General features: G+C 64.7%; 27 protein-coding genes. 12 read left to right on the top strand and 15 right to left on the bottom strand.

All coding sequences use genetic code 11. The annotated features are described in order from the left end of the window. Positions 1-151: 151 nt before the first annotated feature. Positions 152-1189 carry an MBL fold metallo-hydrolase gene (locus ACWGS9_RS21535; RefSeq protein ID WP_454507135.1) on the top strand — a complete coding sequence of 346 codons (1038 nt, stop codon included), beginning with the start codon at positions 152-154 and terminating at the stop codon, positions 1187-1189. Positions 1190-1316: 127 nt separating this feature from the next. Here ACWGS9_RS21535 and ACWGS9_RS21530 read toward each other — a convergent pair whose 3' ends face one another. Beyond that, complete coding sequence (locus ACWGS9_RS21530; RefSeq protein ID WP_454507134.1) at positions 1317-3383, bottom strand: transcriptional regulator; 2067 nt, start codon at positions 3381-3383, stop codon at positions 1317-1319. Between the two features lie 171 nt (positions 3384-3554). Between ACWGS9_RS21530 and ACWGS9_RS21525 the strand changes: the two genes are divergently transcribed. Together ACWGS9_RS21525 and ACWGS9_RS21520 are read left to right on the top strand one after the other, a co-directional pair. Then, the gene (locus tag ACWGS9_RS21525; RefSeq protein ID WP_454507133.1) at positions 3555-4640 is read left to right on the top strand and encodes a PLP-dependent cysteine synthase family protein; all 1086 of its coding nucleotides are present in this window, start codon (positions 3555-3557) and stop codon (positions 4638-4640) included. An 82-nt stretch (positions 4641-4722) separates the two neighbouring features. Next, positions 4723-6204, top strand: a complete 1482-nt coding sequence (locus ACWGS9_RS21520; protein WP_454507132.1) for a pyridoxal phosphate-dependent decarboxylase family protein — start codon at positions 4723-4725, stop codon at positions 6202-6204. Between the two features lie 20 nt (positions 6205-6224). On the opposite strand, the gene ACWGS9_RS21515 is transcribed toward ACWGS9_RS21520, so the two are convergent. The 3 genes from ACWGS9_RS21515 to ACWGS9_RS21505 all read right to left on the bottom strand — a co-directional run bounded on the left by ACWGS9_RS21515 (position 6225) and on the right by ACWGS9_RS21505 (position 8817). Continuing rightward, positions 6225-6599, bottom strand: coding sequence for a YciI family protein (locus tag ACWGS9_RS21515; RefSeq protein WP_454507131.1), 375 nt, complete (start codon positions 6597-6599; stop codon positions 6225-6227). Positions 6600-6694: 95 nt separating this feature from the next. Continuing rightward, positions 6695-8104 (bottom strand): ATP-binding protein, encoded by a 1410-nt coding sequence (locus ACWGS9_RS21510; RefSeq protein ID WP_454507130.1) that lies wholly within the window; start codon positions 8102-8104, stop codon positions 6695-6697. Then, the gene (locus ACWGS9_RS21505) at positions 8101-8817 is read right to left on the bottom strand and encodes a response regulator (protein ID WP_454507129.1); all 717 of its coding nucleotides are present in this window, start codon (positions 8815-8817) and stop codon (positions 8101-8103) included. Before ACWGS9_RS21505 ends, ACWGS9_RS21510 begins: the two co-directional genes overlap by 4 nt. Before the next feature lie 237 nt (positions 8818-9054). Here ACWGS9_RS21505 and ACWGS9_RS21500 point away from each other — a divergent pair, with 237 nt between their 5' ends. From ACWGS9_RS21500 to clpS, 4 genes are all read left to right on the top strand, one after another. Next, positions 9055-9360, top strand: coding sequence for a hypothetical protein (locus ACWGS9_RS21500; protein WP_454507128.1), 306 nt, complete (start codon positions 9055-9057; stop codon positions 9358-9360). Between the two features lie 39 nt (positions 9361-9399). Then, on the top strand, positions 9400-9705 hold the full coding sequence (locus tag ACWGS9_RS21495; RefSeq protein WP_454507127.1) for a hypothetical protein: 306 nt from the start codon (positions 9400-9402) through the stop codon (positions 9703-9705). Positions 9706-9851: 146 nt separating this feature from the next. Further along, positions 9852-10181 carry a hypothetical protein gene (locus ACWGS9_RS21490; RefSeq protein ID WP_454507126.1) on the top strand — a complete coding sequence of 110 codons (330 nt, stop codon included), beginning with the start codon at positions 9852-9854 and terminating at the stop codon, positions 10179-10181. 129 nt (positions 10182-10310) lie between these two features. Continuing rightward, positions 10311-10616, top strand: a complete 306-nt coding sequence (gene clpS / locus ACWGS9_RS21485; RefSeq protein ID WP_454507125.1) for an ATP-dependent Clp protease adapter ClpS — start codon at positions 10311-10313, stop codon at positions 10614-10616. A 173-nt stretch (positions 10617-10789) separates the two neighbouring features. Here the strand turns inward: clpS and ACWGS9_RS21480 are convergent, their stop codons facing one another. From ACWGS9_RS21480 to ACWGS9_RS21465, 4 genes are read right to left on the bottom strand one after another with little or no spacing between them, the layout of a single operon-like run. Continuing rightward, positions 10790-12877, bottom strand: a complete 2088-nt coding sequence (locus ACWGS9_RS21480) for a hypothetical protein (protein ID WP_454507124.1) — start codon at positions 12875-12877, stop codon at positions 10790-10792. A 3-nt stretch (positions 12878-12880) separates the two neighbouring features. Beyond that, complete coding sequence (locus ACWGS9_RS21475; protein WP_454507123.1) at positions 12881-15700, bottom strand: DUF4159 domain-containing protein; 2820 nt, start codon at positions 15698-15700, stop codon at positions 12881-12883. Beyond that, positions 15697-16611, bottom strand: coding sequence for a DUF58 domain-containing protein (locus ACWGS9_RS21470; protein WP_320312083.1), 915 nt, complete (start codon positions 16609-16611; stop codon positions 15697-15699). The genes ACWGS9_RS21475 and ACWGS9_RS21470 overlap by 4 nt, the downstream gene beginning before the upstream one ends. Further along, entirely contained in the window at positions 16611-17615 is a 1005-nt protein-coding gene (locus tag ACWGS9_RS21465) for an AAA family ATPase (RefSeq protein ID WP_454507122.1), read from the bottom strand. The genes ACWGS9_RS21470 and ACWGS9_RS21465 overlap by 1 nt, the downstream gene beginning before the upstream one ends. 154 nt (positions 17616-17769) lie before the next feature. On the opposite strand from ACWGS9_RS21465, the gene ACWGS9_RS21460 reads away from it, so the two are divergent. The 3 genes from ACWGS9_RS21460 to ACWGS9_RS21450 are packed head-to-tail and all read left to right on the top strand — an operon-like array spanning position 17770 to position 20311. Continuing rightward, complete coding sequence (locus tag ACWGS9_RS21460) at positions 17770-18414, top strand: DUF1285 domain-containing protein (RefSeq protein WP_454507182.1); 645 nt, start codon at positions 17770-17772, stop codon at positions 18412-18414. After that, positions 18414-19046 (top strand): CoA pyrophosphatase, encoded by a 633-nt coding sequence (locus ACWGS9_RS21455; RefSeq protein WP_454507121.1) that lies wholly within the window; start codon positions 18414-18416, stop codon positions 19044-19046. Before ACWGS9_RS21460 ends, ACWGS9_RS21455 begins: the two co-directional genes overlap by 1 nt. Then, on the top strand, positions 19043-20311 hold the full coding sequence (locus tag ACWGS9_RS21450; protein ID WP_454507120.1) for a CCA tRNA nucleotidyltransferase: 1269 nt from the start codon (positions 19043-19045) through the stop codon (positions 20309-20311). Before ACWGS9_RS21455 ends, ACWGS9_RS21450 begins: the two co-directional genes overlap by 4 nt. 24 nt (positions 20312-20335) lie before the next feature. On the opposite strand, the gene ACWGS9_RS21445 is transcribed toward ACWGS9_RS21450, so the two are convergent. The 5 genes from ACWGS9_RS21445 to hemF all read right to left on the bottom strand — a co-directional run bounded on the left by ACWGS9_RS21445 (position 20336) and on the right by hemF (position 24120). Then, a complete protein-coding gene (locus ACWGS9_RS21445) occupies positions 20336-21316 on the bottom strand; it encodes a S8 family serine peptidase (RefSeq protein ID WP_454507119.1) in 981 nt (326 codons plus the stop codon). 83 nt (positions 21317-21399) lie between these two features. Then, positions 21400-21942, bottom strand: a complete 543-nt coding sequence (locus ACWGS9_RS21440; RefSeq protein ID WP_454507118.1) for a hypothetical protein — start codon at positions 21940-21942, stop codon at positions 21400-21402. A 320-nt stretch (positions 21943-22262) separates the two neighbouring features. Beyond that, complete coding sequence (locus ACWGS9_RS21435; RefSeq protein ID WP_008877709.1) at positions 22263-22448, bottom strand: DUF1059 domain-containing protein; 186 nt, start codon at positions 22446-22448, stop codon at positions 22263-22265. Between the two features lie 250 nt (positions 22449-22698). After that, positions 22699-22959, bottom strand: a complete 261-nt coding sequence (locus ACWGS9_RS21430; protein ID WP_320312077.1) for a DUF1344 domain-containing protein — start codon at positions 22957-22959, stop codon at positions 22699-22701. 246 nt (positions 22960-23205) lie between these two features. Then, positions 23206-24120: an oxygen-dependent coproporphyrinogen oxidase gene (gene hemF, locus ACWGS9_RS21425; protein WP_454507117.1), complete on the bottom strand. Its 915-nt coding sequence runs from the start codon at positions 24118-24120 to the stop codon at positions 23206-23208. Positions 24121-24240: 120 nt separating this feature from the next. On the opposite strand from hemF, the gene ACWGS9_RS21420 reads away from it, so the two are divergent. Beyond that, positions 24241-24498, top strand: coding sequence for a hypothetical protein (locus ACWGS9_RS21420; protein WP_320212693.1), 258 nt, complete (start codon positions 24241-24243; stop codon positions 24496-24498). Between the two features lie 129 nt (positions 24499-24627). On the opposite strand, the gene soxR is transcribed toward ACWGS9_RS21420, so the two are convergent. Further along, positions 24628-25122, bottom strand: a complete 495-nt coding sequence (gene soxR / locus ACWGS9_RS21415; protein ID WP_454507116.1) for a redox-sensitive transcriptional activator SoxR — start codon at positions 25120-25122, stop codon at positions 24628-24630. Between the two features lie 149 nt (positions 25123-25271). Beyond that, the gene (locus tag ACWGS9_RS21410; protein WP_454507115.1) at positions 25272-25730 is read right to left on the bottom strand and encodes a tRNA (cytidine(34)-2'-O)-methyltransferase; all 459 of its coding nucleotides are present in this window, start codon (positions 25728-25730) and stop codon (positions 25272-25274) included. Positions 25731-26196: 466 nt separating this feature from the next. Here ACWGS9_RS21410 and ACWGS9_RS21405 point away from each other — a divergent pair, with 466 nt between their 5' ends. Next, positions 26197-26613, top strand: a complete 417-nt coding sequence (locus ACWGS9_RS21405; RefSeq protein ID WP_454507114.1) for a hypothetical protein — start codon at positions 26197-26199, stop codon at positions 26611-26613. The last annotated feature ends 7 nt before the right edge of the window (positions 26614-26620 follow it).

The following is a 26620-nucleotide window of genomic DNA, read 5'->3' as shown; positions in this document are numbered from 1 at the left end:
TTGAAGGCTGTCGCTCCGTAGCCAAGCGGAGGGCTGGCACCGCCATGTATTTTTCGAAATCCATTCCGATTCCACCGGTCTGTGCGGTAGGATATTGCCGCGACCGCGCGGACGTCGCCCGGCGGTGCGAAATGCAACGGGGTATTTGTGAATGATCTTCCGTCAGCTTTTCGATTCCGTTTCAGGCACCTATTCCTACCTGCTCGCCAGCCGGCGCGGCGGCGAGGCGCTGATCATCGATCCGGTGCTGGAGAAGGTCGAGCGCTATCTGCAACTGGTCAACGAGCTTGACCTGAGGCTGGTCAAAGCGGTGGACACGCATCTTCATGCCGACCACATCACCGGCCTCGGCGCGCTGCGCGACAAGACGCATTGCGTGACCGTCATGGGCGAGCAGACCAAGGCCGACGTGGTGTCGATGCGGCTTGCCGACGGCGACAAGCTTGGCATCGAAGGTCTGGCGCTCGACGTCATCTATACGCCCGGCCACACCGACGATTCCTACAGCTTCATCCTGCCCGACCGCGTCTTCACCGGCGATACGCTGCTCATCCGCGGCACCGGCCGCACCGATTTCCAGAATGGCGATCCGCGTCAGCAATATGAATCGATCTTCGGCCGGTTGCTCAAGCTGCCCGATGAGACGCTGATCTTCCCGGCGCATGACTATAAGGGCGAGACCGTGTCGACGATCGGCGAGGAAAAGGCCTTCAACCCGCGCCTGCAGGTGAAGTCGGTCGACGAGTATGTGAACATCATGAACAACCTCAACCTATCCAACCCGAAAATGATGGACGTGGCCGTGCCCGCCAATATGAGGGTGGGACTGCACCAGGACGATATTGCCAGCCGCGGCTGGGCGGTGAGCGCGGAACAGGCGCTGGCGCTGGTCGGGCGGCCCGACGTGGCGCTGATCGACCTGCGCGAGCAAACCGAACGCGAGCGCCACGGCGTCATTCCCGGTGCGATCCATCTGCCCTATGCACGGCTGCAGGAAAACATCGCCGCCGGCGGCATGCTGCATGAGCTGGCGAAGTCGACGAGCAAGCAGCTCCTGTTCTACTGCGCCTTCGGCGAGCGCTCGGCGATGGCGGTGCAAGCGGCGCAGGACGTCGGCATTGCCAGCGCCCGTCACATCCAGGGCGGCATCGACGCCTGGCGCAAGGCCAGCGGCCCTCTCTCGCACTAGAGCATGATGCCGAAAAGTGTGAAGCGGTTTTCGGGCGACATCATGCTCTATCTCTTTGATTTAGAGACGGATTCTGATTTCAGGTCGACTCGACCTGAAATCATCCGGCTCTAGCCGCAGGTCGGGTTCAGTTCAGCCCGATAAGCTTGGCGCCGTTCCGGAACAGGGCTTCGGCATCGCGGTCGAACCGGAATGTCGCAATGAAATCGTCGGCGCGATAGTTCGGCAACGTGTTGCGGAGCGTGGCGGCGAAGGTTCGCGCTTCTTCCTGCCGGCCGGCCAGAGCCAGGCAGTGGGCGGCGATCGCCAGGATGATGATATGAGCGTTTGGCCTCGCAGCCGCCTTCAGCGCCCATTCCGCGGCTTCGTTGTATTCGCCGAGACGGGCATGCGCCATGGCGCGCGCGCCCATCATGCCGAACAGCAGCGGATCGAAGGGGCTCAGATGGCGCGAATGATCGGACGAACCGATCGCCGATTGCGGGTCGCCCGACTGCGAATGGACGAAGGACAGCGCGTAGTGGCCGAGCGCGAAATTGGGGCTGAGGTCGACGGCGCTTGCCAGCTCCAGCAGCGAGCCGTCCTGTTCGCCGCGCAGCCATAGCGCGCGGCCCATCGCCCAGTGGGCGGCAGGGTTGCGGTCATCGACCAGCAGGCTGTGTCCGGCGCTTTCGAAGGCGAGCGCCGTTTCCCGGTCGCGGTCGCCCCAGCGCTGGAAGGCGCTCTGCCAATGGGTGAAGGAAAGCCCGGCATAGGCGCGGGCGAAGGTCGGATCGAGCTTCAGCGCTTCGTTGAAGAAATGCTGCGCCAGTTCGTTTTCTTGCCGCGTGAAGCGGTACATGTGCCAGAGGCCGCGATGGTAAGCCTCCCAGGCATTGAGCGAATTGGGCGCCTTGAGCAGGGCGCGATTGCGCTCGACGGTGGCGATCTCGGCGGCGATCGAGGAGACGATGCTGTTGCCGATGTCGTCAAGCACGACGAAGATGTCGTCGGGTTTGCGCTCGAAGGTCTCGGCCCAAAGGATGCGCGCCGTGCGCACTTCGACGAGTTCGACCGAAACGATCACCCGGCCCGGCAGATTGCGGACGGAACCGGTCGCGACATAGTCGACATTCAGCCGGCGACCGGCTTCGTCCGGCGCGACATCCTTTTCCGCCAAGGCAAAGACCGAGCCGCGGGCAATGACGAAGAAATCGCGCAGCTTGGCAAGGCGCGTGATGATGTCGTGGGTCAGGCCGTCGGCGAGCCCGCCGCGAAAGGCAACGGCGCCCTCGGCAAACGGCATGACCGCCAGCGAGGCACGGCGTGTCGCCGAAGCGTCAGGCTCGTCCAGTGCGCCCTGTGCCTGGGGCAAGGTAAAGGTGGGCGTCTCGCGGGCACAAGGTTGCGGGCTGGATTGGCGGGATTTGATCTCCCGCCAGGCCTCGCGCACGGGCGCAAAATCCAGTTCCTCGGAGTGGAAGAGCTTTGCCGCCGTGGCAAGATGTTGCTCGGCGGCGGCGATCTGTCCGCGCCGGGCCAGGTTTCCCAGCAACGCGACATGAGCGCGTCCGTCGAACGGCGCGAGCTCCAGCCATTTGTCGATATCGACGGCAGCCTCCTCGGCGTCGGGCGGCAGAAGGCCGATATTATGCTCGAGAACAGCGATATGACATGACTGGAAACGGCGGCGCTGCGCCGTCAGCCAGCTGCCGAAATGCGGGCTGCGATCGAACTCAAGGCCATCGAGAAAATCGCCAGCGAAATGTTGCGAAAGCGCTTGCAGCCGTACGAGATCGAGCGTCTCGACACCTTCGGCCACCGCTGCGGCGGCATCCAGCGCGTCGACATGGACATCGTCAAGACGGAGCGACACCATATCGCCGTCGGTTTCGACCCGACGCCGATCCGGGCCATCAAACGCGGCACGCAGCTTGCTCAGGCACCAGCGCAGCTCGCCGCGCGGGTCGTTGGGCACATCCCAGAGAAGTTCGCAAAGCCGGCTGCGGCTGACAGGGCGGGGTGCGAGGGCCAGATAGGCAAGCAGCGCGCGCAGCTTGCGCGAGGAGGGCAGCGTAACGGGCATCCCGTCGCGGGCAATCGCAAGTTGTCCGAGCAGCCTTACGGACAGGCCGGCGCCGGTGTTGTTCAGGCTCGATCGGGTGGATTCCACGTATGTTTCCACGCTCTCTCCAACGCTGACCAGTTGGTCCATGTTCTATCACCAAAGACGACAGAAAGCACCCGGCGGCCCTGTTGCGAGCCGGAAATGCCGCCGTTGCCGGATTGGCGGCAGGTCAACAACTAGCGCGGCAAGGTGTCGAAACCGCGCCGCCCGAGCCGCCGGCCTGTAACCGGCGTGTGAGCACGTCAAGGGAGCAAAGCCATGTTGCATCAGTTGAAAATCAGAACCACCACCGGTCGCGGCCGGCTGTTCGACAGCATTCTCGATACGGTCGGGGACACGCCGGTCATCCGCATCAACAATCTCGGTCCGGGCCATGCGACGATCTATGTGAAAGCCGAATTCTTCAATCCGGCTGCCTCGGTCAAGGACCGGCTGGCGCTCAACATCATCGAGGAAGGCGAGCGCAGCGGCAAATTGAAGCCCGGCCAGACGGTGATCGAGGCGACGAGCGGCAATACCGGCATCGGCCTTGCCATGGTCTGCGCCCAGAAAGGTTATCCGCTGGTGGTGACGATGGCCGACAGCTTCTCCATCGAGCGCCGCAAGCTGATGCGCATGCTTGGCGCCAAGGTGGTGCTGACGCCGCGTGTCCAGAAGGGTCTCGGCATGTACAATAAGGCGGTCGAGCTTGCCGAAGCCAATGGCTGGTTCCTAGCCCGCCAGTTCGAGACCGAAGCCAATGCCGCCATCCACGAGGCGACCACAGGCCGCGAGATCATCAACGATTTCGCAGGGTCGCGTCTCGACTATCTGGTCACCGGCTATGGCACGGGCGGCACCGTCGCCGGCGTCGGCCGCGTGCTTCGCCGGGAGCGGCCGGAGGTCAGGATCGTGCTTGCCGAGCCGGCCAATGCCCAGCTGATCGGCAGCGGCAAGCCGCAGGAGCGCGGCGCCGGCGGCGCACCGGCCGCCAGCCATCCAGCCTTCGAACCACATCCGATCCAGGGCTGGACGCCGGACTTCATCCCCAATGTGCTGCAGGAGGCGATCGACAAGCGCTACTACGACCAGGTGGTGCCGATCCCCGGTCCGGAAGGCATCAAGTGGGCGAAGGCGCTGGCGCAGCAGGAAGGCATTTTCACCGGCATTTCGGGCGGCGCCACCTTCGCCGTGGCGCGCCAGATCGCCGGCACCGCGCCGGCCGGCGCGGTTATCCTGTGCATGCTGCCCGACACGGGTGAGCGCTATATGTCGACGCCGCTCTTCGACGGCATCGACGCCGACATGGACGCCGAGGAAACGGCGCTGTCGCGCTCGACGCCGAGCTGTCAGTTCGAGGCCTGAGGATAGATACCGCGACGCCGCCGTTCGAACGGCGGCGTCGCCTTTTTGCACATGATCACCCACATGCCGGCGGGAGATACGGATGGACACCTTTCAGGAAGCGACGAACGCGGACGAAACGCTCGACCCACCGGATTGGACCGATGTCGGAGTGCTTTCGCACCGGATTCTCGACGATGCCATCACCTATCTCAAGGATGTCCGGGAGCGTCCGGTCTGGCGCGAGATGCCGGCCGAGGTGCGGGCATTTTTCAGCGCGCCCTTGCCGCGATCGCCGGCGCCGGTGGCCGACGTCTATGACGATGTCGCCCGCAACGTGATGCCTTACCCGATGGGCAACGTCCATCCGCGCTTCTGGTCCTGGTACATGGGATCGAGCAATTTCACCGGCGCGCTCGGCGATTTCCTGGCAGCGATCCAGGGATCCAATCTCGGTGGCGGCAACCATGCCGCCGGCTTGATGGACAGCCAGGTCGTCAACTGGTGCAAGGAGATGGTCGGCTTTCCGGCCACGGCCAGCGGCACGCTGGTCAGCGGCGGCTCGATGGCCAACATGATCGGGTTGACCGTCGCGCGTAATGTCAAGGCCGGCGTCGACATACGCGAACGTGGCGTCGGCGCCATCCCCAAGCCGCTGCGCTACTATGCCTCGGACCAGGTCCATTCCTGTCACCGCAAGGCCATGGAGGTGCTGGGCCTCGGCAATCGGGCGTTGCGACGGATTCCAACCGATGCCGGGTTGCGCATCGATATCGCCGCGCTCAAGGCGGCAATCGCGGAGGACCGCGAGGCGGGGTTCAAGCCGGCCTGCGTGATCGGCACCGCCGGCACCGTCAACACCGGCGCCGTCGACGACCTTCGGGCGCTGGCGAGCGTGGCGGCCGAAGAGGATCTCTGGTTCCATGCCGACGGCTGTATCGGCGCACTGATCGCGATCGCACCTGAGAGCCGGTCGCTGGTTGCCGGCATCGAGCAGGCGGATTCGGTCGCGCTCGATCCGCACAAATGGCTGCATGCGCCGTTCGAAGCCGGTTGTGCGCTGGTGCGGGACGCATCGGCGCACCGCAACACATTTGCCGTCACGCCGGAATATCTGGAATCGACGCCGCGTGGCCTTGCATCCGGAGAGTGGCTGCACGATTACGGTTTGCAGACTTCGCGCGGCTTTCGCGCGCTCAAAATCTGGATGGCCCTGAAGGAGCACGGGGCCGAGAAGTTCGGCCGACTGATCGACCAGAACATTGCCCAGGCCCGTTACCTCACCCGGTTGATCGAGGCGGAGCCGGCGCTCGAGCTGATGGCGCCGACCACCGTCAACATCGTCAGCTTCCGCCACCGGCTGGGCGACGTGTCCGAGGAGCGCCTCAAGATGTTCAACACCGAGATCATGCTCAGGCTGCAGGAAGAGGGCATCGCGGCCCTGTCCGATACCACCGTGGGCGGCCAGCACTGCCTCAGAGTGGCAATTGCCAATCACCGCACGCGCCGCGACGACCTCGACCTGCTGGTCAGCGAAATGCTGCGGCTGGGGCGGGAAATCGAAGCCACAGGGACATCGGTCTGAAGCGCGTCAGGGAACCTTTCTCAACTGGCCGCCAGCTTTGCGCCGGGCAGATAGAGCATGATCGGCCGGATCTCGTAGACGGCGCTGGGGTTGACGCGCTTGAGATCGCGCGCGGCGGCGATCGCCTCGTCCTGGTCCGCGCAGTCGAGGACATAGAGGCCGAGCAACTGTTCCTTGGTCTCGGCAAAGGGACCGTCGATCACCATGCCATCGCCCGGACCGCGCAGTGTCGCGGCCTCCGCCGTCGCGCCAAGCCTGGCCGCCGGTCCGAGCTTGCCCTCGCGGGTCAGCCTGTCGTTGACATCGAGCAGGTCTTTCATCAGCGCCGCATCCTCGTCGGGCGTCCAGGACTGGACGGCCTCTTCGACGTGATAGGCAAGGACAGCGTAGAACAATGATGCGGTTTCCTCATGCCGGGTCGGGCGGCACTATCACAAGGAAGAGCCGGCCGATCCAGTAGCGGATTGGGATCAGGCAGCCGCCTGCTGACTCAAGTTGCCACAGGCAGCCGCAGTTCGGTCAGCAGGCCCCCGCCGGGGTAATTGGAAAGATCGACCTCGCCGCCAGCGCCGCGGGCGATGTTGCGGGCGATGGTGAGACCGAGACCGAGCCCGCCGGTCGTGCGGTTGCGCGATTCCTCCAGCCGCACGAAGGAGCCGAACACGGCGTCCAGTTTCGCCTGCGGAATGCCGGGACCCTCGTCACGGATCGACAGCGTGATCGTGTCGCCCGATCGCCGCACGCCGAGATGCGCCTTTTTGCCGTAGGTGACAGCGTTCTGGATGAGATTGGTGATGCAGCGGCGCAGCGCCACCGGCCGCGCAATGCAGATCAGGCCGCGGGAAGGGATCACGTCTTCGTCGAAGGATGCGCCGTCGAAGGAGTCCGCGACCGATTCCACCAGCGACCAGAAATCGATCCGCTCGGCCTTTTCCTCGGTCACCTCGAATTTGGCGAAGTCGATGACCGAGCTGGCGATGCTTTCGATGTCGGCGAGGTCGTGCGCAAGCGCCTCGCGCGCGGGCGACCTGCGCAACAGCTCGAGGCGCAGGCGCATCCGGGTCAGCGGCGTGCGCAGATCATGCGCCAGCGCCGCCGCAAGGTGCTCGCGGTCCTCGACATAGTCGCGCAGCCGCATCTGCATGGCGTTGATGGCCTTTGCCGCGGCGCGGATCTCGCGGCTGCCGCTCTCGGCGATCGGCGGGCTTTTCAGATCATTGCCGATCCGCGTCACCGCCGTTTCCATCATCCGGTAGGGCGCGGTCAGGCGGCGCAGCGACCAGATCGACATGATGATGATCAAACCGGCGATCAGCGAGTAGAGCGGCAGGCTGTCGAGGCTGAGGATCGGTCCCGCCGGTGTGATCGGTTCGGTGAAATTCAACCACTGTCCATCGGAAAAGCGCAGCGAGGCCGTCAGCTTGTCGCTCTGCGCGAAATCCGCGGCGAGAACCCGCAGGTCGCGCTCGACCTGGCCGACATCCTTGTTCACCGCCTCGCCGTCCGGGACGTCGGACTCCTGGGTTGCCGGATCGCGCCGCACGCGCGCGTCGGTGATGCCGAACTTCGTCAGGCGGCCGACCAGGATGTCCTCCAGCTCGGCCAATTGGTCGTCGCCGGCGATCGACGAGGTAACGGCGGGCGTGTCCGAAACAGTCAGCGCGTAGGTCGAGTTGAACAAGCCCGACGCGATCGCCTTGCGCCCTTCGGGCGTGGCGTCATGCATCAGCTGCACCAGCGAATAGGCGCGGTCGTTCAGCCGGTAGAGATCGACGATACCGTTGGCTGCGGCCCGGTCGCGCGCGACGATGTAAAGCGTTCCGACCTGGCTGATCATGAGGCCGGAAATGACGATGAGCAGCACCCAGACAGGCAGGGTCTGCGGCAGGAAGCGTCTCATTCGGACGTCGTCTCGGGCAGGAATTGATAGCCGCCGCTGCGCACGGTCAGGATCAGTTTCGGCGTTTTCGGATCGTCTTCCATCTTGCGGCGCAGGCGGCTCACCAGAATGTCGACGCTGCGGTCGAAGCTGTAGCCGGTGTCGCCGCCGGAAAGTTCGATCAGCTGTTCGCGGGTAAGCACACGCTGCGCGCTCTTGACGAAGGTCTGCAGCAGGTTGAACTCCGCCATGGTCAATTCCACCCGGACGTCGTCGGGCGCCGTCAGGCGGCGGCGCGCGCAATCCATGGTCCAGCCGGCAAAGCGGTAGATCTGCTTGGCGGTCGGGCGACGTGGCTCGGCGCTGCCGTTGCGCCGCAGCACGGCACGGATGCGGGCCAGAAGCTCGCGCGGATCGAAGGGCTTGGGCACGTAGTCGTCGGCGCCCATTTCGAGGCCCACCACGCGGTCGGTCGTTTCGGTGACCGCGGTCAGCATGATGATCGGCGTGGTGTAGTTGGCGCGGATCTCGCGGCAAAGCTCAAGTCCGCTTTTGCCGGGCAGCATCACGTCGAGAATGATCAGGTCCACCGGCGTGCGGCGCAGGATCGCTTCCATCTCGGTGCCGTCGCCGGCCACCGTCGTCTGCAGGCCGCGCTTCTGGAAGAACTCCTGCAGCAGGTCGCGTATGCCCTTGTCGTCGTCGACGATCAGTATGTGTGCATCGGATTTCACTGGAACCCTGTCATTGTTAGCCAAGCAATCCCTTCGCCGACCACCCACACGATAGAATTCGGGCCACATCTTGGCCAGTGGCCGCGATCGTCGTGCCGACCGGATTCCCCAGAAACAATTCAGAAACAAAATTCTACAATCGGGAAAAACTGCTGAAAAATTTAATGGGCATAACCGGTGCCGTGGCGGTCAGGTCATCGGCTGCGACGCAAGTCTCCGGAGTGACGGACGAGATCAATGCAGAGGTTCTGGATCAGCGTGACGGGTGCTTTGCTCAGCATATCGCTCATCACGGCAGCGGCCGGCGCCTCTACCGCAAAGGTCGCACCACCGCTCACCCGGACGGAGCGCTGCACCAATCTCAGCCGTCAAGTTGACGAAGCCCTCGAAACCCACGCCGCGGCAACGCAGGTCACCGCGGCGAAGGCACTTCAAAGAAAGGGAAACCGGTTCTGCGCCAACAAGAAACAGGCGCAGGGTATCCGGATGCTCGCAAACGCTTTGAAGCTGCTTGGAGTGACACCGGTCGACCCAGATCAGTGATGCTCGACTCTCCGACCCGCACAAAAAGGAAGCTAAGCCATGAAAAAGTCCCTTCTCTCCGCCCTCGGCCTCGGCGTCGCCCTGGCCTTCTCGATGCCGGCTCTCGGCAACGCCGCCGCCACCACGACCGCAGCCCCGGCTGCCTCCACCACGACGACGACCACCGCTCCGGCGACCGATATGACCGCCAAGCCTGCCCCGAAGAAGGTAGCCAAGAAGGTCTGCAAGCCGACCAAGAAGCACAAGTGCCCGGCTCCGAAGAAGGCGCCGGCAATGAAGCCTGCTGCTGCGAAGCCCGCTGCTGCGAAGCCGGCTGCCGCGAAGCCCGCCGCCAAGAAGCCCTGATCCAAGGTTCTCGGCACTGCTTAGACGAAGACCGCTCCAGCCGGTTCCGGCTGGGGCGGCTTTCGGGCAGGTCAAGCGTGACGCTGGCAGCTTCTGCCGCTTGATCCTTAACCCGATCGCAATGCCGATGCTGTAGGACAATCCGCATGAAGAAGCGGTTTTCGTCCCGGATGCGCTCGCTGACCCTCGGCGGCCTAATCGCCACCGCGGTGGCGCGATCGTTGATTATTTTCACCGCCAGCCCGGTACCGGATCCCGCCAGTGGCAGGACCGAGCCAGAGCTCTTCGCTCCGGTGATCTCGTCCAGCTTCGACTACATCACCCCGACACAATCCTGGATCCTGATCGTGCTCACCGGCGCGACCGTGATCGGCTTTATCGCCTGGATGCTCTTTGCGTTCATCGAACGCGGATCGGGCGTGGACGATGGCGGCTCAGGCCGGTCAGGCACGACCATGCACCGGCAAGGCCGTTGAACGACAGGCACCACTTTCCCACATTAGCTTTCATCGTCCGGGTCGCCGCTGCCGCGCGGACAAATGGACGTGTGTGTTCCTGCGTGACTAAGTAAAAATGAAAACCCAGTTCATCGCTGGTGGATTCCGATGCCCGAAACCGTCATCAAGCCCCGCGTCAAGACGCAGCCGAAAACCGAGCGGCCGAAGCTCTACAAGGTCATCCTCGTCAATGACGACTTCACGCCGCGCGAGTTCGTGGTGACGATACTCAAGGGTGAGTTCAAGCTCAGCGAGGATCAGGCGCACCGCGTCATGATCACGGCCCATACGCGCGGCGTGTGCGTCGTCGCGGTGTTTACGCGCGACGTCGCCGAGACCAAGGCCACGCGCGCGACCGATGCCGGCAAGGCCAAGGGCTATCCGCTGCTGTTTACCGTCGAGCCGGAAGAGTAGGGGGCGCCTTTTTCCTTCTCCCCTTGTGGGAGAAGGTGGCCGAGCGAAGCTCGGTCGGACGAGGGGTGTTCCAGGGAAAGCTTACGTCTCACTCCGTTGGAGCACCCCTCATCCGTCTCGGCGCTATCGCGCCGATCCACCTTCTCCCACAAGGGGAGAAGGAACAGGCGGCGCTACCGCCCTTCGCGATACCACATCGAGCCGATGGCGAGCAGCAGCAGGCCGAGGCCGAGGAAGCCGCCGAACAGCGGCACGCGCGAGACGGCCTTGAGCGTGCTGTCGTCGGTGGTGCGCAGGCCGATCCAGTCCTCACCCGAAGCGGCCGCCGAAGAGCGGACCGGCACGATCGACGGCAGGGTAACACCGCCGGCGAGATTGCCGAGCGTCGATGACGGGGCCAGCCGCCGCACGCTACCGCCGGTCGCCTCGGCAGGCGCCTTCAGCCTGTCCTCGGTCGAGACGACGTCCGAGAATTCCGGCGCGTTGATCGGACCGACATGAGCAAGCGCGGTAAGGTCGCCATTGCCGATCTGGTAAAGGCCGATCTCGCCGGTCTGCAGGCTGCCGGTGAAGATGCCTGGTTCGGATTTTTCAAGCTTCACCGTCACCGCCTTGCCGGAAGGCGTGATCACCTGGGCGGGGCCCGGATCGTCGCTCATCGTCTGGCGGCGGATTTCAAGCATCATGCCGCGGCCGTCGGCGGTGAGCCGTTCCTCTTCCAGTTCCGGCTCCTTCATCAGCCAGTGGGCGATGCGCCGGTAGAGCTGCACATGCGGCCCGCCGCCCTCGAAGCCGCGCGCCCACAGCCAGCCCTGATCGGACAAGAGCATGCCGACACGACCTTCGCCCTTGCGGTCGAGCAGGAGCAAGGGGCGGTCGTCGGCGCCCTTCATCACCACTTCGCCTTGCGGATTCTTGACGCCGATGGTGCGGAACCAGCGGCTCCAATGCGGCGGCTCGCTCGCCGAGCCGTCGAGCCCGCGCGTCACCGGATGACGCTGGCCGAGGTCCGTCAGACGCGGATAGAAGGCCTTGTCCACCACTTCGCCGGTCGGCATCGCCGGCAGCGCAGCGTTCAGCGGCGTGCGGGCAATCGAGTTTTCGCCGGCATATTCGGGACCGGCGGCAATCAGCAGCGCGCCGCCCTTTTCGACATATTCGGAGATGTAGTCGTAATAGAGGATCGGCAGCACGTCGCGGTGCTGGTAGCGGTCGAAGATGATCAGGTCGAAATCCTTGATCTTCTCGACGAACAACTCGCGCGTCGGAAAGGCGATCAGCGACAGTTCATTGATCGGCGTGCCGTCCTGCTTTTCCGGCGGGCGCAGAATGGTGAAGTGGACGAGATCGACCGACGCGTCCGACTTCAAAAGGTTGCGCCAGGTGCGCTCGCCGGCATGCGGCTCGCCGGAAACCAGCAGCACGCGCAGGTTCTCGCGGATGCCGTCGACCAAGGCGATCGCCCGGTTGTTGGCGTCGGTCAGTTCGCCCGGCTCGCGGTCGATGCCGAGCTGGACTATGTTGCGGCCGGCATTGGGTATGGTGACCTGCAGCTTCATCGGCTGGCCGACGGTTGCGTGCTCGACCGAGACCTGCTCGCCATTGACCGAGACGCGCACGTCCACCGGGGCGCCACCGCCTTCGGTCGAAATGACGCGGTAGGTCATGTCGAGCGGCTTGCCGACGAGGCCGAAGCGCGGCGCGTTCTCGAAGCGGATACGGCGGTCCTTCTCATGCTCGTTGCCGGTGATCAGCGCGTGCAGCGGCGCGTTGAATTCCGGCGCTCCGGCCGGCGCATCATGCACCTCGCCGTCGGTGATCATGATCGCCCCGCCAATGCGCGACGGCGGCACGTCGCGGAAGGTGCCCTCCAGCGCGCTGAACAGCTTGGTTTCCGTGCGCTCGTCGGCGGCTTCGGACTTGCCGGCCTCGACGACACGGACATCGAACTGCCTGAAGCGGGCAAGTCGCTGCTGCAACCCGGCCAGCGCCTCGTCGGTCTGCTTGGCGCGGTCGCCGATGTCCTGGCTCTGGCTGCGGTCGACAATGAGGGCGACGACGCTCTTCAGCGCCTCGCGCTCCTCGGCGAGGAACACCGGGTTGAGCAATGCCGCGGCAAGCGCGAGCAGCGCGATGAAGCGCAGCGCCGAGCCGCGTTGGCGAAACCACAGGCCGACCAGGGCCAACAGCAGCAACGGCACGAAGAGCAGGCTAAAGAGCGGCCAGGAGACCAGCGGTTCGAAGGAGATCGACCAGTTCATGAGCTACTGTCCCAGCCGTTCGAGCAGCACGGGCACATGCACCTGGTCGGATTTGTAGTTGCCGGTCAGCATGTACATCATGATGTTGACGCCGGCGCGCAGCGCGTAGACGCGCTGCATCGGGTCCGGCGGCACGGTCGGCAGCATTGGATCGCCGTTCTCGTCGATGGCCCAGGCGCCGGCGAAGTCATTGGCGGTGATCATAATCGGCGAGACGCCGTCGCCGGTGCGCACGGGGCGGTTCTCGGTGTTGCTTGCCTCGAGCGAGGCCTCGACCCAGAGCGGGCTGCCGTTGAAGCGGCCGGGGAACTCCGGAAGGATAAAGAAGGACTTGGTCAGCACGTGGTCCGACGGCACCGGCTCCAGCGGCGGCACGTTGAGATTGGCGAGGATGTCGCGCAGCCGCTCGGTCGCCGGGCTTGCCGAGCCGGCGCCGATGCCATTTGAAAACTGGTCGCGCGTGTCGAACAGAACCGTGCCGCCCTGCTGCATATAGGCATCGATGCGGGCGATCGCCGCCTGGCTGGGCATAGGCGCCGTTGCATCGATCGGCCAATAGATCAGCGGGAAGAAGGACAGCTCGTCCTTGGCGATGTCGACGCCAGCCGGGGGGCCGGGCTCGAGCGCGGTCTTCTCGATGAGGAAACGTGTCAGGCCTTCGAGGCCGGCGCGGCTGATCGCATCGACGCCGGGCTCGCCGGTGATCACATAGGCGATGCGGGTTTTCGAGATGTCCTCGATCGCCTGGGCGTCGCCGGGTTTCGAATCGTCGGCGCGGGCAAGATCGGCGTGGCCGAAGAGGCCGCTCAGCACGACCAGAGCGGCGGCTGCGGCCGCCACGGCCGAGCGGCGCGGCCGGCGCGCCAGCAGGCCGCCCATCCAGAACACGGCCAGAGTGTCGAGCACCATCAACAGGAGCGCAATGGCGACCAGCGGCCCCTTGAGGTTCTCCGATTCATCGAAGGCATAGGGGACGGCTGTCACCGGCAGCGACACCTGCGGGCGCGCGAGCGGCGCGAATGTGCTCGAAGCGTTGAGAAGATTATGTGCGAACACGCCGGTCTCCGAGCCGTAAAGGCCGGGCGGGTTTTCCAGCGTCACCGGCAGCGGGCCGGCGCCGGGCACCAGCGGCCGCGCATCGGGCGAGGGCGGCGTCAGCATGCCGTCGGCGCCGATCATGCGGTAAGGCGCGAGCGACGCGGCCGTGGCTTCGGCATTGGCGATCGCGGCGCCCTGGTTGCGCGACAACTGCACGACGCGCCTCAGCATCTCGACAAAGCTGCCGGAGATCGGAAGGTTCGACCAGGTCGCCTCGGGCGTGACATGGAAGAGCACCAGCGTGCCCTTGTCCTTCTTCATGCCCGTCACCAGCGGCGTGCCGTCGGCAAGCGTGGCCCAGGTACGCTCGACGATGTCGGGCGTCGGCTCGGCCAGAACCTGCCGGCTCACCGTCACCTCGGAGGGCGGGGAAAGATCGGCGAAGGGACCGTTCTTCGGGAATTCGGTAACCGCCTGCGGTGTCGTCCACGACAGCGCGCCGCCCAGCGCGCGCTCGCCGCTGCGCAGCCGCACCGGCAGGAGGTCATCGTCATTGCCTGCCGCGGCAAGGCGCGGGCCGGCAAAGCGGACCAGCGTGCCGCCCTTGTCGACCCAGTCGACCAGCCGCTGCTTGACCTGCTCCGGGATGGTGCCGACATCGGCCATGAGGATCATCGCCGGCTTCTGGTCGAGAAGCTGCGGAATGGCGTCGGCGAGATCGGCGCTCGACGGCTCGACCAGGTCGGCAAAGGGCTGCAGAGCGCGGCGGATATAGTAGAGCGGCGACAGAAGCGGCTGCGCCTGGTCGGCCTCGGTCTGCGACAGAAGGCCGACGCGGCGGCGCTTGGAACTCTCGTCGAGCACGCGCACGGCGCCGGCCTGATGCTCGCCGTCGAGCGCGATCGAGGCGAAATCGTTGCGCAGTTCGAACGGGACCGTCATCGTGGCCGTGGCGGTGGCTTCGCCGGGTGCGAAGGTCAGTGTCGCATCGGCGATGCGGCGGCCCTTATCGTCGAAGGCGCCCGCGCTGACCTGCGCCGGCGCCGGATCGCCCGGCGCGCGAATGGCGGTCAGCGCGAAGCCGTCGACCTGGTTGTCGGCGCCAATCAGGCCGGTTAGCGACATCCGGTCGGACGCTACCCAGACCAGCCGCGTCGCGTTCTTTTCGAGAAGCGTCTTGAAAGCGGCCTCGTCGCCTTTGGCGGCAAGCCCATCGGCGAGCACCGCGACGCTGGCGCCAGGCAGGCGCTCCAACGCGGCGGCGACGCGGGCGTAGACGGCAGGACGGTCAGGCGGGACCGGCCGCGGCTTGGCAGCGCGCAGATGGTCGAGCGCGGCCGAGGCATCGAAAGGACCGATCTCGGCATTGGGTTTCTCGGCGGTGAATGCAATGACGACAGGCACGCCGTTCGAGCCGGCATCGGTGATCAGCCGCTCGGCGGTGGCGACGCGCTTGGACCAGTCGGCAGCACTTGCCCAGCCATTGTCGACGACAAGCGCCAGGGCAGCACCTTCCGCCGGCAGCTTTTCGCGCGGATTGAAGACCGGCTCGGCCAGCGCCATCACGACGAGCGCCGCCATCAGCAGCCGAAGCAGCGTCAGCCACCACGGGCTTTGCTGCGGGGTCTCTTCGCGTCTCCGGACCCGGGCGAGGATTTTCAGCGGCGGAAAGACCTCCGCCTGCGGCCTGGGCGGGGTGAGCCGCAGCAGCCACCAGATCACCGGCAACGCCAGTAGGCCCCACAGCACCATGGGTGCCCCGAAGGAAAGCGGCAGCCAGCTCATGCGACCGCCCTTCCAAGATTAGTGCCGTCGGCGGTCATCGCCATATGGACGCGCACCAGCGCCTCGGAGGCGAGGCGGTCGGTGTGGTTCACGGTGTAGCTCCAGCCGAGGCGCTTGCACCAGGCGGCCAGCTCCTCGCGGCGGGCCTGGTAAAGCAGGCGATATTCCTCGGCCAGCATCTCGGCGCGGCCGGCGGTCAGCTTGTCGCCGGTCTCCGGATCGGTGAACTCGGTGCGGCCGGCATAGGGGAAGGTTTCCTCGGCCGGGTCGGCCACCTCGATCAGATGCGCGCGCACGCCGTGGCGGGCGAGCACGTCGAGCCAGGCCTTGGTTTCCTCGACCGGATCGAGGAAATCGCCGACGAGAACGATGTCGCAGAAGCGGCGGATGGAGGATAGATCGGGCTTGGCTGGCAGCGCGCCGGCATGGCTGAGCTGGGCGGCGATACGCTCGGCGCCGTTGCGCGCGGTGAACGGGTCGGTCAGGCCCGGCCAGGCGATGCGCTCGCCACTGCGCGACAAAAGCTCGGCCATGGCAAGCGCCAGCACCAGCGCGCGCGATTCCTTGGAAACGCCGGCGCCGGCGGATTTGTAGAGCATGGAAGGGGAGGGATCGGCCCAGAGCCAGACGGTGTGAGCCGCCTCCCATTCGCGGTCGCGCACATAGGTATGGTCGTCCTTGGCCGACCGGCGCCAGTCGATGCGCGAGGCATCGCCTTCGACATAGGGCCGGAACTGCCAGAAGTTCTCGCCGATGCCGCGCTTGCGGCGGCCGTGCCAACCGGCGATCACCGTGTTGACGATGCGGCGTGCCTCGACCAGCAGGTCCGGCACCAAGGAAGCCCGCAACCGGCCACGAGCGAGCGCGTCGCGCGTCGCAACCGGTGCCTGGACCTCGCCTATTCGACCCATCAGACGCCTTTTGCCAGCTTCGCCACCACGTCACGCACCGAAGTGCCTTCGGCGCGGGCGGCGAAAGTCAGCGCCATGCGATGCTGCAGCACCGGCTCCGCCAAGGCGCGAACGTCGTCCACCGACGGCGCCAAGCGGCCATCATATAGGGCGCGGGCGCGGGCGCACAGGGTCAGCGCCTGGCTGGCGCGCGGGCCCGGTCCCCAGGCGACGTGCTTGTCCGTCTCGGCGTTGCCCTGACCGGGCCGGGCCGAACGCACCAGCTTGAGGATCGCCTCGACGACGCTTTCCGGCACCGGCATGCGGCGGATCAGCGTCTGGATTTCCCTCAATCTGGCCGGCTGCAGCACGTTATCGGCCTTGGCTTCGTCGACGCCGGTGGTTTCGAGCAGAATGCGGCGTTCCGCCCCGATTTCCGGATAGAGGATGTCGACCTGCATCAGGAAGCGGTCGAGCTGGGCTTCGGGCAGCGGGTAGGTGCCTTCCTGTTCCAGCGGGTTCTGCGTCGCCAGCACATGGAAGGGCGAGGGCAGGTCGTGGCGGGCGCCGGCGATGGTGACGTGATATTCCTGCATCGCCTGCAGCAGCGCCGATTGCGTGCGTGGCGAGGCGCGGTTGATCTCGTCCGCCATCAGCAATTGCGTGAAGATCGGCCCGGAAATGAAGCGGAAGGAGCGCTTGCCGAACTCGTCCTGCTCCATGACTTCGGAGCCGAGGATGTCAGACGGCATCAGGTCGGGCGTGAACTGGACGCGGCGCGAATCGAGGCCAAGCACGATGCCAAGCGTTTCGACCAGCTTGGTCTTGGCGAGACCCGGCACGCCGACCAGCAGCGCATGACCGCCCGCCAGCAGCGCCACCAGCGTGCGCTCGACGACGGCTTCCTGGCCGAAGATCACCCGGCCGACCGCATCGCGGACCCTGGAGATGTCGGCCAGCGCCTTTTCGGCTTCCTCGATCATCGCCTTTTCGCCGATCGGGCTTTCCTTGATCATCACGCTCATGCCGCTCGATCCTTGTGGTTGGAAATGCCGGCCTGCATTCTCAATGTCGCAGAATGCCGCGATTCGGCCTCGCCTGGCGCCTGCATTCGAACTTAAATCACAGACTTAGGCCGACAAGGCTGACAATCGGGACAACAGTGACTATTTCGTGACCATGGCGGAACGCAGCGAACATCGTGAACGAAGCCCGAGCGAACCGAGCCTGGCCGGCGCCACCGAGGCGCGCGGCCTGGAGGCGCTGATCTCCCGGGCCGCGCGGGCCGGCAAGGGGCCGGCACCGGTCGAGCGCTGGAATCCTGACTTCTGCGGCGACCTCGATATGGAGATCAAGGCCGACGGCACCTGGTTCTATCTCGGCACGCCGATCGGGCGCATGCCGCTGGTACAGCTTTTTTCCAGTGTGCTGCGCAAGGATGCGGACGGAAAGACCTATCTTGTGACGCCGGTCGAGCGCGTCGGGATACGCGTCGTCGACGCGCCCTTTATCGCTGTGGAAATGAACGTGTCCGGGAGCGGTGACGACCAGATCATCACTTTCCGCACCAATGTCGGCGACGTCGTCGCCGCCGGGCCCGCCCATCCGTTGCGCTTCGTCGACGAGGACGAAACCGGTGGGCTGAAACCCTATGTTCTGGTGCGCGGACGGCTGGAGGCGCTGGTGGCGCGGCCTGTGATGTATGAACTGGTCGAACATGGCGAGGAGATAGCCATCGACGGCAAGGCGATGTTCGCCGTCCGCTCGGGCGGCGAGGCTTATCCGATCATGCCGGCCGAGAAACTGAATCGGCTGAGCGCGTGATGGACCAGGTGACGCCGGTGCCGTTTTCGATCGCTGATTTTCGCGCCCGTGTCGCGGCGCAGGCGGCGATCGTCCCCGGCGACGATTTCGGCGACCATCGCTTCAATCCCGGCCACCCAAGGCTCGAACACGTCAAACCGCTGCGCGACGCGGCGGTGCTGATCCCGGTGGTCGACCGTGCCGAGGGCGCCACGGTGCTGCTCACCAAGCGCGCCGAGAAACTGCGCAGCCATTCCGGCCAGGTGGCTTTTCCGGGCGGCACGATCGATCCGACCGATCGTGGCCCTGAAGGCACGGCGCTGCGGGAGACCTTTGAGGAGATCGGCCTAAAGCGGGATTTCATCTCGATCATCGGCCGCATGCCGGACTATGTCGCCGGCAGCGGCTACCGCATCGTGCCGGTGCTTGCCATCGTGCGGCCGGGTTTTTCGCTGACGCTCAATGCCGATGAGGTCGACGCGGCCTTCGAGGTGCCCCTGAGTTTCCTCATGGAGCCGGCCAACCACGCGCGCGATAGCCGTTTCTGGAACGACCTCGAATGGTTCTTCTACGATATGCCCTATGGCGGCCAGCGCATCTGGGGCGTCACCGCCGGCATCGTCCGTACCCTTTACGAGAGACTCTACGCTTGAGCGCCGACATCACTCTTTCGGGCAAGGCCGGCTGGCTGGACGACAAGCACCTGCAGCGGCTTCTTGCGGCCTTGAAGCAAGGCGGCGAGGAAGCGCGTGTCGCCGGCGGCGCGATACGCAACACGCTGCTTGGCCAACCGGTGGCCGACATCGATATCGCCGCGACGACGTTGCCTGAAGAGACGATCCGACGCGCCCAAGCGGCCGGATTCAAGACGGTGCCGACCGGCATCGAGCACGGCACGATCACTGTGGTGGCGGGCGGCAAGCCTTATGAGGTGACGACGCTGCGCGCCGATATCGAGACCGACGGCCGGCGCGCAAAAGTGGTCTTCGGGCGCGACTGGAAAGCGGACGCGGAACGGCGCGACTTCACCATCAACGCGCTCTATGCCGAAGCCGACGGCACGGTCGTCGACCTTGTCGGCGGCGTTGCCGATATCGAAGCGCGGCGGCTGCGCTTCATCGGCGACGCGGAAGCGCGCATCCGCGAGGACTATCTGCGCATCCTGCGCTTTTTCCGCTTCTTTGCCTGGTATGGCGAGGGACGGCCGGACGCGGAAGGGCTGAAGGCCTGCGCCAGGCTGAAGGAAGGACTTGCCCAGCTTTCAGCCGAACGCGTCTGGTCCGAACTGAAGAAGCTGCTGTCGGCTCCGGATCCCTCGCGCGCGCTGCTCTGGATGCGCCAGGCCGGCGTGCTGTCCGCCGCGCTCCCGGAAAGCGAGAAATGGGGCATCGACGCCATCCACGGCCTGGTCAGGACCGGGACGGATCTCGGCTGGACCGCCGATCCGATGCTGAGACTGGAGGCGATCGTCCCGCCTGACGCCGTGCGGATGAAGGCGCTTGGCGAGCGGCTGCGACTTTCGAACGAAGAGGCCGACCGCCTGCGGCATTGGACGCTGACCATCGCCCCGGATGCGAAGATGACCGAGACCGAGCTGGCCAAAAAGCTCTATTACGGCGATCGCGACGGTTATCTCGATCGCATTCGGCTGGCCCTCGCCGCCGCGCGGACGCGTGCGGTAGAGGACAATCAGGCGATGGTCGAAGCCGGCGGCTTTTCACGTCTGCTCAATTTCACGCTGAAATGGGAAAAGCCGGTGTTTCCGATCAAAGGCGCCGACCTGACCGGGCTTGGCGCGTCACCCGGGCCGAAGCTCGGCGCCACGCTGAAGAACCTCGAAAAGGAATGGGTCGGCTCGGGCTTCACGCTGGAACGCGGCGCGCTGATGCAGCGCGCCGCGCAAGCCCTTGAGATTTAGACCAGCGGCAGCGGAGGTCGGCTGTCAATGGATCGCCACGGGAGCAAGCGCTCGCGAAAGACTTGCCTCGCCCTTGCCGTAGACGGCCGGGTTGTAGTTGACCAGCGTGTCGGTGCGAGCCGTGTTGAGCAGGTCGTTGGTGATTTGAACCGGCGTGGCGCTGGTGAACTTGCTGCCGATGATCGCGGCATAGCCGGAGATAATCGGCGCGGCGAACGAGGTGCCGTAGAGGCCGGTCTTGCTTCCATTGACGCCGACCACAAGGAAGTGGCTCTGCACCAGCGCGTTCGATCCGGCATAGTCCGAGTACCAGGCGAGCTGGGCCTTGTTGGTCGTCGTGCCATTGCTCGACAGCGCGCCGACGAAGATCGCCGTCGATTTGCCGATCAAAGCGAGGTCAAGATAGTCCTGCTGGCCGCCTGTGACCCCACCGACGGCGACCGCGTCGTTGCCGGCCGCCTTCGAGACGACGGCCGATCCTCTGGTCGCATAATAGATGATCGACGCCTCTTCCGGGGCCCAGCCGATCTGGTTCACGCTGTAGCCCGCGGTGGTGTACATGCCATAGCTGAGGTTGAGCACGTTGCGGCCGCTCGCCAGCGGGACGTAGGTGCCGGTCGAGAAATCCTTGGAGCGGATGGTCGCCGCGGGCGCGATCATGCTCGCCTCCTCGCGCGTCCATTCACCGTGCCGCTGCGTCTGCACACCGATGCCGAAATTGCCGGAAAAGCGCGACGTGCTGCTGAAGTCGTCGACCATGGTGATGGTGACGCCCTGGCCCTTGTAGCCGGCAGCCCATGCGGCGCCGACATCGGGGCTCATCCAGCTCTCTAAGACTTGCGTCGTCCGTGCGACCGGGATCGTAGCGCTCACGCATATGGACCCGCCGCCATGACAGAGCGCAGCCATCTCGTCTGGGTTCAGAGCCTCCTGCGCCGATGCGATCGGTGCCGAAAGGATGGCCAAGGCGACAGCGAGGCCGAACTTCAAGGAGTTAACCGACATGTTCATTCTCCAGTCAGACAAGAACCAGGACGGACGATCGTGAATTTCGGGACGAGATGATTTTCATCAGCAGCTCCCTCCGATCAGAAAGTGAGACGGTAGTTCAGCCAGAGATGCATGGTCTCCGGCTTGGCGCTCACCAAATACTTCAACGTTTCCTCGGGCGCCGTCTCGCCAGCGGCAAGCCGGCAATTGACGCTGTAGCTACCCAGGTCGCCGTAGTCGGCCACGCAGGGCTTTTCAGTCAGGTTGCCGCCGAAGGTCGAGGTAACCGACAGGGACAGGGTGCTGTTCGGGTTCGGATGGGTCTGGGTGAGAAAGCCAAGCTTGAGGCTGGGCTGAATGCTGTATTTCTCGGCCTGTTCCCCGGTGCCAAATCCCCAGAGAATGCCCGTATCGGGCGTGATCTGGGTGAGAAGGTCGACATGCATATCGACCCAGCTCGCGTGGTACCATCGGCTGAAGGACACCCAGCTTCCACCCTGCAACTCATAGCCGCCGTTGCCGAGGCCCCTGGCGCGGTCGCTGAGCGGGGAGCCTTGATGGACATCGACGAGCGAGGTGGTCCATTCCTGAGCGGTTGCCGCGGACGCAAAGAGGAACGTGCACGACAGGAGCGCCGCCACGCAGAGACCGCCTCGGATGTTGGACCGCTCGCACATGCGCGAAGCACCTCGCCCCACCGTTCCGGACAGCGCCTTGATGGCGAAGGGCTCCTCGGGCAGCCGCCTCTGGCCGGATCATGGGCAGGAGGGTCGCACGCGCACCGTTACCGCAAGGTTATCTAAGCCGCTACGAATATAAGAATTTGCTTGAATTATGCATAAATAATACCCCGGCCGGCGATCGGGGGATCGCCAACGAAGAGGGCGGGATGCGTCGGAAGCAACGTCACGCCATCTTGCCTGTCGGTTTGTGACGTTTCGAAGTCTGCGACTTGACCCGATCAGGCGGCGTCGCGAACCTTCTGGATGCGCGAGCGGATCGCCTCGATCATAGTCTCGCGGATGACGGTCTCGCCATGCGTCTCGCGCATATGCTCGACGGCGCGGCGCATGACCTCCGCTTCCTCGTCGGCGCGCGTGTGCCAGTCACAGCCGGGAACCAGCGATCCACACTGAAATTCCTTCATGGGTTTTCCTTTCCTCGCTCTGGAGCCGCCCAGCCCGACCGCTCCAGCGATTGTTTTATGCAATCCGTCGGAAGCGGGGCGCGTTCTCGCGGGATTGCCCGGATGGATATCAATAACACATGCCGCCGGTTTCGGTTGCATGAAGAGTAGCCAAGGGCGGTCGGCGCGGCAAAAAACACGAAACCGAACGGCGGAGCACTGGGTGCTCCGCCTTTCGTGCTGCCTGAGCCTGCTTTGCCGGGGGTAGCCGTTACTTCATGATCTTGACGGCCTCGGCAATCTTGTTCTTACCGCTCATGTCCCAGGACACGCGGACCTTCTCACCGGTCTGGATGCCGGGATCCTTGAAGGCCTTGGACAAGGTGAAAGTCGATCCATCGTCCAGAACAAGGCTCATGGCCGTTCCATCAAAGCTCTTGACGGTGCCGGTGGTGTGCTTGACCGCCGCGAACGCGGCGCCACCGGAGGCGAGAAAGGCGGCGGCTGCCGCCGTCACGATAAGCTTGCGCATGGCATGCTCTCCTGGAAATGCGGGTGCCCGTTTGGCAAGGCATCCCTCTCGATCAGGGCCGTCAAGTCGCGTCGGGTCACGGCTCGCAGCGATGACGAACCGCCGGCGCTTCCCGGCCCGGCGACCTTAAATAACTCAATTTTTTCAAAAGGATATTAGACGAAAAAGAAATCCGATCCGCCACATTGCGCGCCAAGATTCGGCGAATGGGACAACAATGCGGCCATGGCCGCGCTCACCGGATCGTTACGGCCATTTTACCTCGGGCGGCAGGCTGGAGAGGATCGAGGCGACATTGCCGCCAGTCTTCAGGCCAAAGATGGTGCCGCGATCGTGAAGCAAGTTGAATTCGACGTAGCGGCCGCGCCGGATGAGTTGCTCGTCGCGCTCGCCATCGGTCCAGTTCCGGTAGAAGTTGCCGCGCACCAGATGGGCATAGACGACGAGGAAAGAGCGCCCGACATCCTGGACGAAATTGAGATCGGCATTCCAGCCGCCCTTGTCCTCGTCCGAATGCAGCCAGTCGAAGAAGATGCCGCCGATGCCGCGCGCTTCGTTGCGGTGCGGCAGGAAAAAATACTCGTCGCACCAGGCTTTGAATTTGGGATAGTCGGCGACCGCGGCGTTCTTCTCACAGGCGAACTGCATGGCGCGATGGAAGGCAATCGTGTCAGGGTCGTCCTGGGTGCGGCGACGGTCGAGCACCGGTGTCAGATCGGCGCCGCCGCCGAACCACTGGCGCGTGGTGACCACCATGCGCGTGTTCATGTGCACGGCCGGCACATTGGGATTCCAGGGGTGCGCTATCAGCGATATGCCGCTCGCCCAGAAGCGGGGGTCGTCTTCGGCGCCGGGCATCTGCTTCCTGAACTCCGGCGAGAATTCACCATAGACGGTCGAGGTGTGCACGCCGACCTTCTCGAAGACGCGGCCGCGCATCATCGACATGGTGCCGCCGCCACCACGGCCTTCGTCGCGCTCCCAGGCGGTCTTTTCGAAATGGCCGGGCGACCATGACGCCTGCGGTCCGGTGAGTTCCTGCTCGATCTGCTCGAAAGTGGCGCAGATGCGTTCTCGCAAAGCTTCGAACCAGAGGCGGGCCTTCATCTTCTTCTGCTCGATGTCGGCCGGCAGCCCCACGGGAAGATCAGGTCTTTCCAATTCAGTCTCCGGCTACAGGCGCACTTGCCTGACAAATGACTCGTTTTTTCTGCGCGCGATCCCTAATCTCTTGAGGGCAAGGGTCAAGTCCTGTCTGACCAAGGTGCAAGGAGTTCCTTCGTGCGCACCCCGGCAAGACCGCCGCTGGATGGCTTGAAGAAGAGGCTGGAACGCTCGCGGGCCGAGCGCGAAAGAGAGCCGCGTGACGGATTCCTGCGCGAGACCTTCGTGCTGCCACGCCCGGACGCCCGCCTCAAGGCCAAGGAATGGTTCGAGCGCTTCCCCAAGCAGGCCTACTGGACCGAGATCGAAAGCTGGTTCGAACGTCCGGGCGATGTGATCGAATTCACCATGCGGCGGTTGCCGGCGGCGGATTAGGATTTCCTCGCCCCGTTTACGGGGAGAGGATGCCGGCAGGCAGGTGAGGGGCGGCGCCGGCTTCCGAGATTATCGCATAGCCAGGCGATGGTTTTGGCGCCGCCCCGGGGCCGCGGCCAATCACTGAAATTAGCGCCGCCCCTCATCCGCCCTTCGGGCACCTTCTCCCCGTGAACGGGGAGAAGGAAGAACCAGCCGCCTCGCGCCTGCGCCCTCTCGCGCCAGCCGGTCGTCCTTGTTCCTGAGCGGGCACTTATCGATCGACATGCAGCCGCAGCCGATGCAATCGGTCAGGCCATCGCGCAATTTCTTCAACTGGGCGATCTTCTGATCGAGTTCGTCGCGCCAGGCTGTTGAAAGCAGGTTCCAGTCCTCGCGGGTCGGCGTCCGCTCTTCGGGCAGGGACTGGAACGCCAGGGCGATGTCGGCGAGCGGGATGCCGACCTCCTGGGCGACGCGGATGATCGCCACGCGCCGCAGCACGTCACGGCTGTAGCGGCGCTGGTTGCCCGATGTGCGGTGGCTGCGGATCAGGCCGCGTGCCTCGTAGAAATGCAGCGCCGATACCGCCACGCCGCTGCGTATCGCCACCTGGCCGACCGTCAATTCCCTTACCGGAGCCATTCTCAAATTCCCGCTTGACCTCAAGTTAAGTTGAGCTTGTAGCCAGGAAAAATTGATAGGGCAATTGCTGGAGAAGGCGAATGTGCGCCTGGGTGAGAACGACCGCGGAAGCGGAAGCCGTCCGCGACTGTGATGGAGCGTTGAAGATATTATCCCAGCTGGCGGAGCGCTTCGCCCGCGACCATGGCGACCGACAGCGCGACATTGATGCTGCGCGCGCCGGGCCGCATCGGAATGGTCAGTCGCGCGTCCGCCGCCTGGTGGATTTCTTCCGTCACGCCGGCGGATTCGCGACCGAACAGAAGGATGTCGCCGGTGGCGAAAGCGAAGTCCGTATAGGCGGTCGCGGCCTTGGTGGTGAGCAGCACCAGGCGGCGCGCATCGGCCCGTCGCCAATCCTCGAAGGCGTGCCAGTCGGCATGGCGGGAGAGCGCCGCCATTTCGAGATAATCCATGCCGGCCCGTTTCAGCGTCCGGTCCGAGAGCGGGAAGCCGGCCGGCTCGATGATGTCGACACCAAGGTCGAGGCAGGCGGCGAAGCGCAGAATTGTTCCGGTGTTGCCGGCGATATCCGGCTGGTAGAGCGCGATGCGGAGACGATCGTTCATTTCCGCATCCTGCTAATAAGTGGCAGATCGGCCACAGGCATCTCCAGCTTTCGGCGGTTTCTGGAATGGCGGGTGGCCATTTTCTGCGAAGTCGAGTATATGCCGTCCATCGTCAACCCAAACCGAAGGAGGGGGACCACATGATCACCATGCACTTCCAGCTCCTCTCCGGGGCTCACCTATGCCCGCAGGCGGTTTCGGTACGACGATTCTTCTGACACTTTAAGTCCTCATCGCACCGATTCCCGCCGAACCCAGGTTCGGCTCTCGAAGGAATCTTGCGATGTTTTTCAAACTGCCAAAGGGGCGCCGCGCCCCAAACGAACGTGTCGGGACCGACACTTGTCGTGTCCCAACCGACGCTTGCCGTCCGGCCCCGACCGGTCCGATACGTGCCTCCGGCCGAATGCCGGCGGTCGAGGTCGCTTCACCCTTTTTAACGCATTTGCACATGGAGGACGGATCAATGTTCGATCCTTATAAAATACCAGGGTCAAGAAGCCTGCACGAACGCAAGGTGGCAACCTGGGCGCTGCTGATCGGCGAAACCTATTCGTCGGCGGTGCACGCCGAGGAACGGCGCCGGCCGCATCGCGGCATGCTGCCGGACGTCGATTTCTCGCGCGCGGTGCCCGACCACAGCCGGCCCACGCTGGTGCGCCGGATCATCCGCTTGATCCGGCCGGGCGACAAGAGCAGGGCAGGCTCGAGCTTCTCGTCAGGAAGTTCGGGGCCGTCAGGATCGTCAGGCGAGCCTGTCGGCGAAAAGCCCGCAACACCCTATATTGCGCGAAGCGGGGCCGGCGATGCGAGTGATTCCGTATCGCCGGCCCGCAATGCTGCGCGGCCGCGAAGCCTTGCCCATCAATCCCGCGCCGCGTGAGCGCATA

The organism is Mesorhizobium sp. Arg314, from assembly GCF_053714275.1.
Note: the sequence above shows the minus strand (reverse complement) of the source record. Positions and strands in the feature narration are given on the sequence as shown.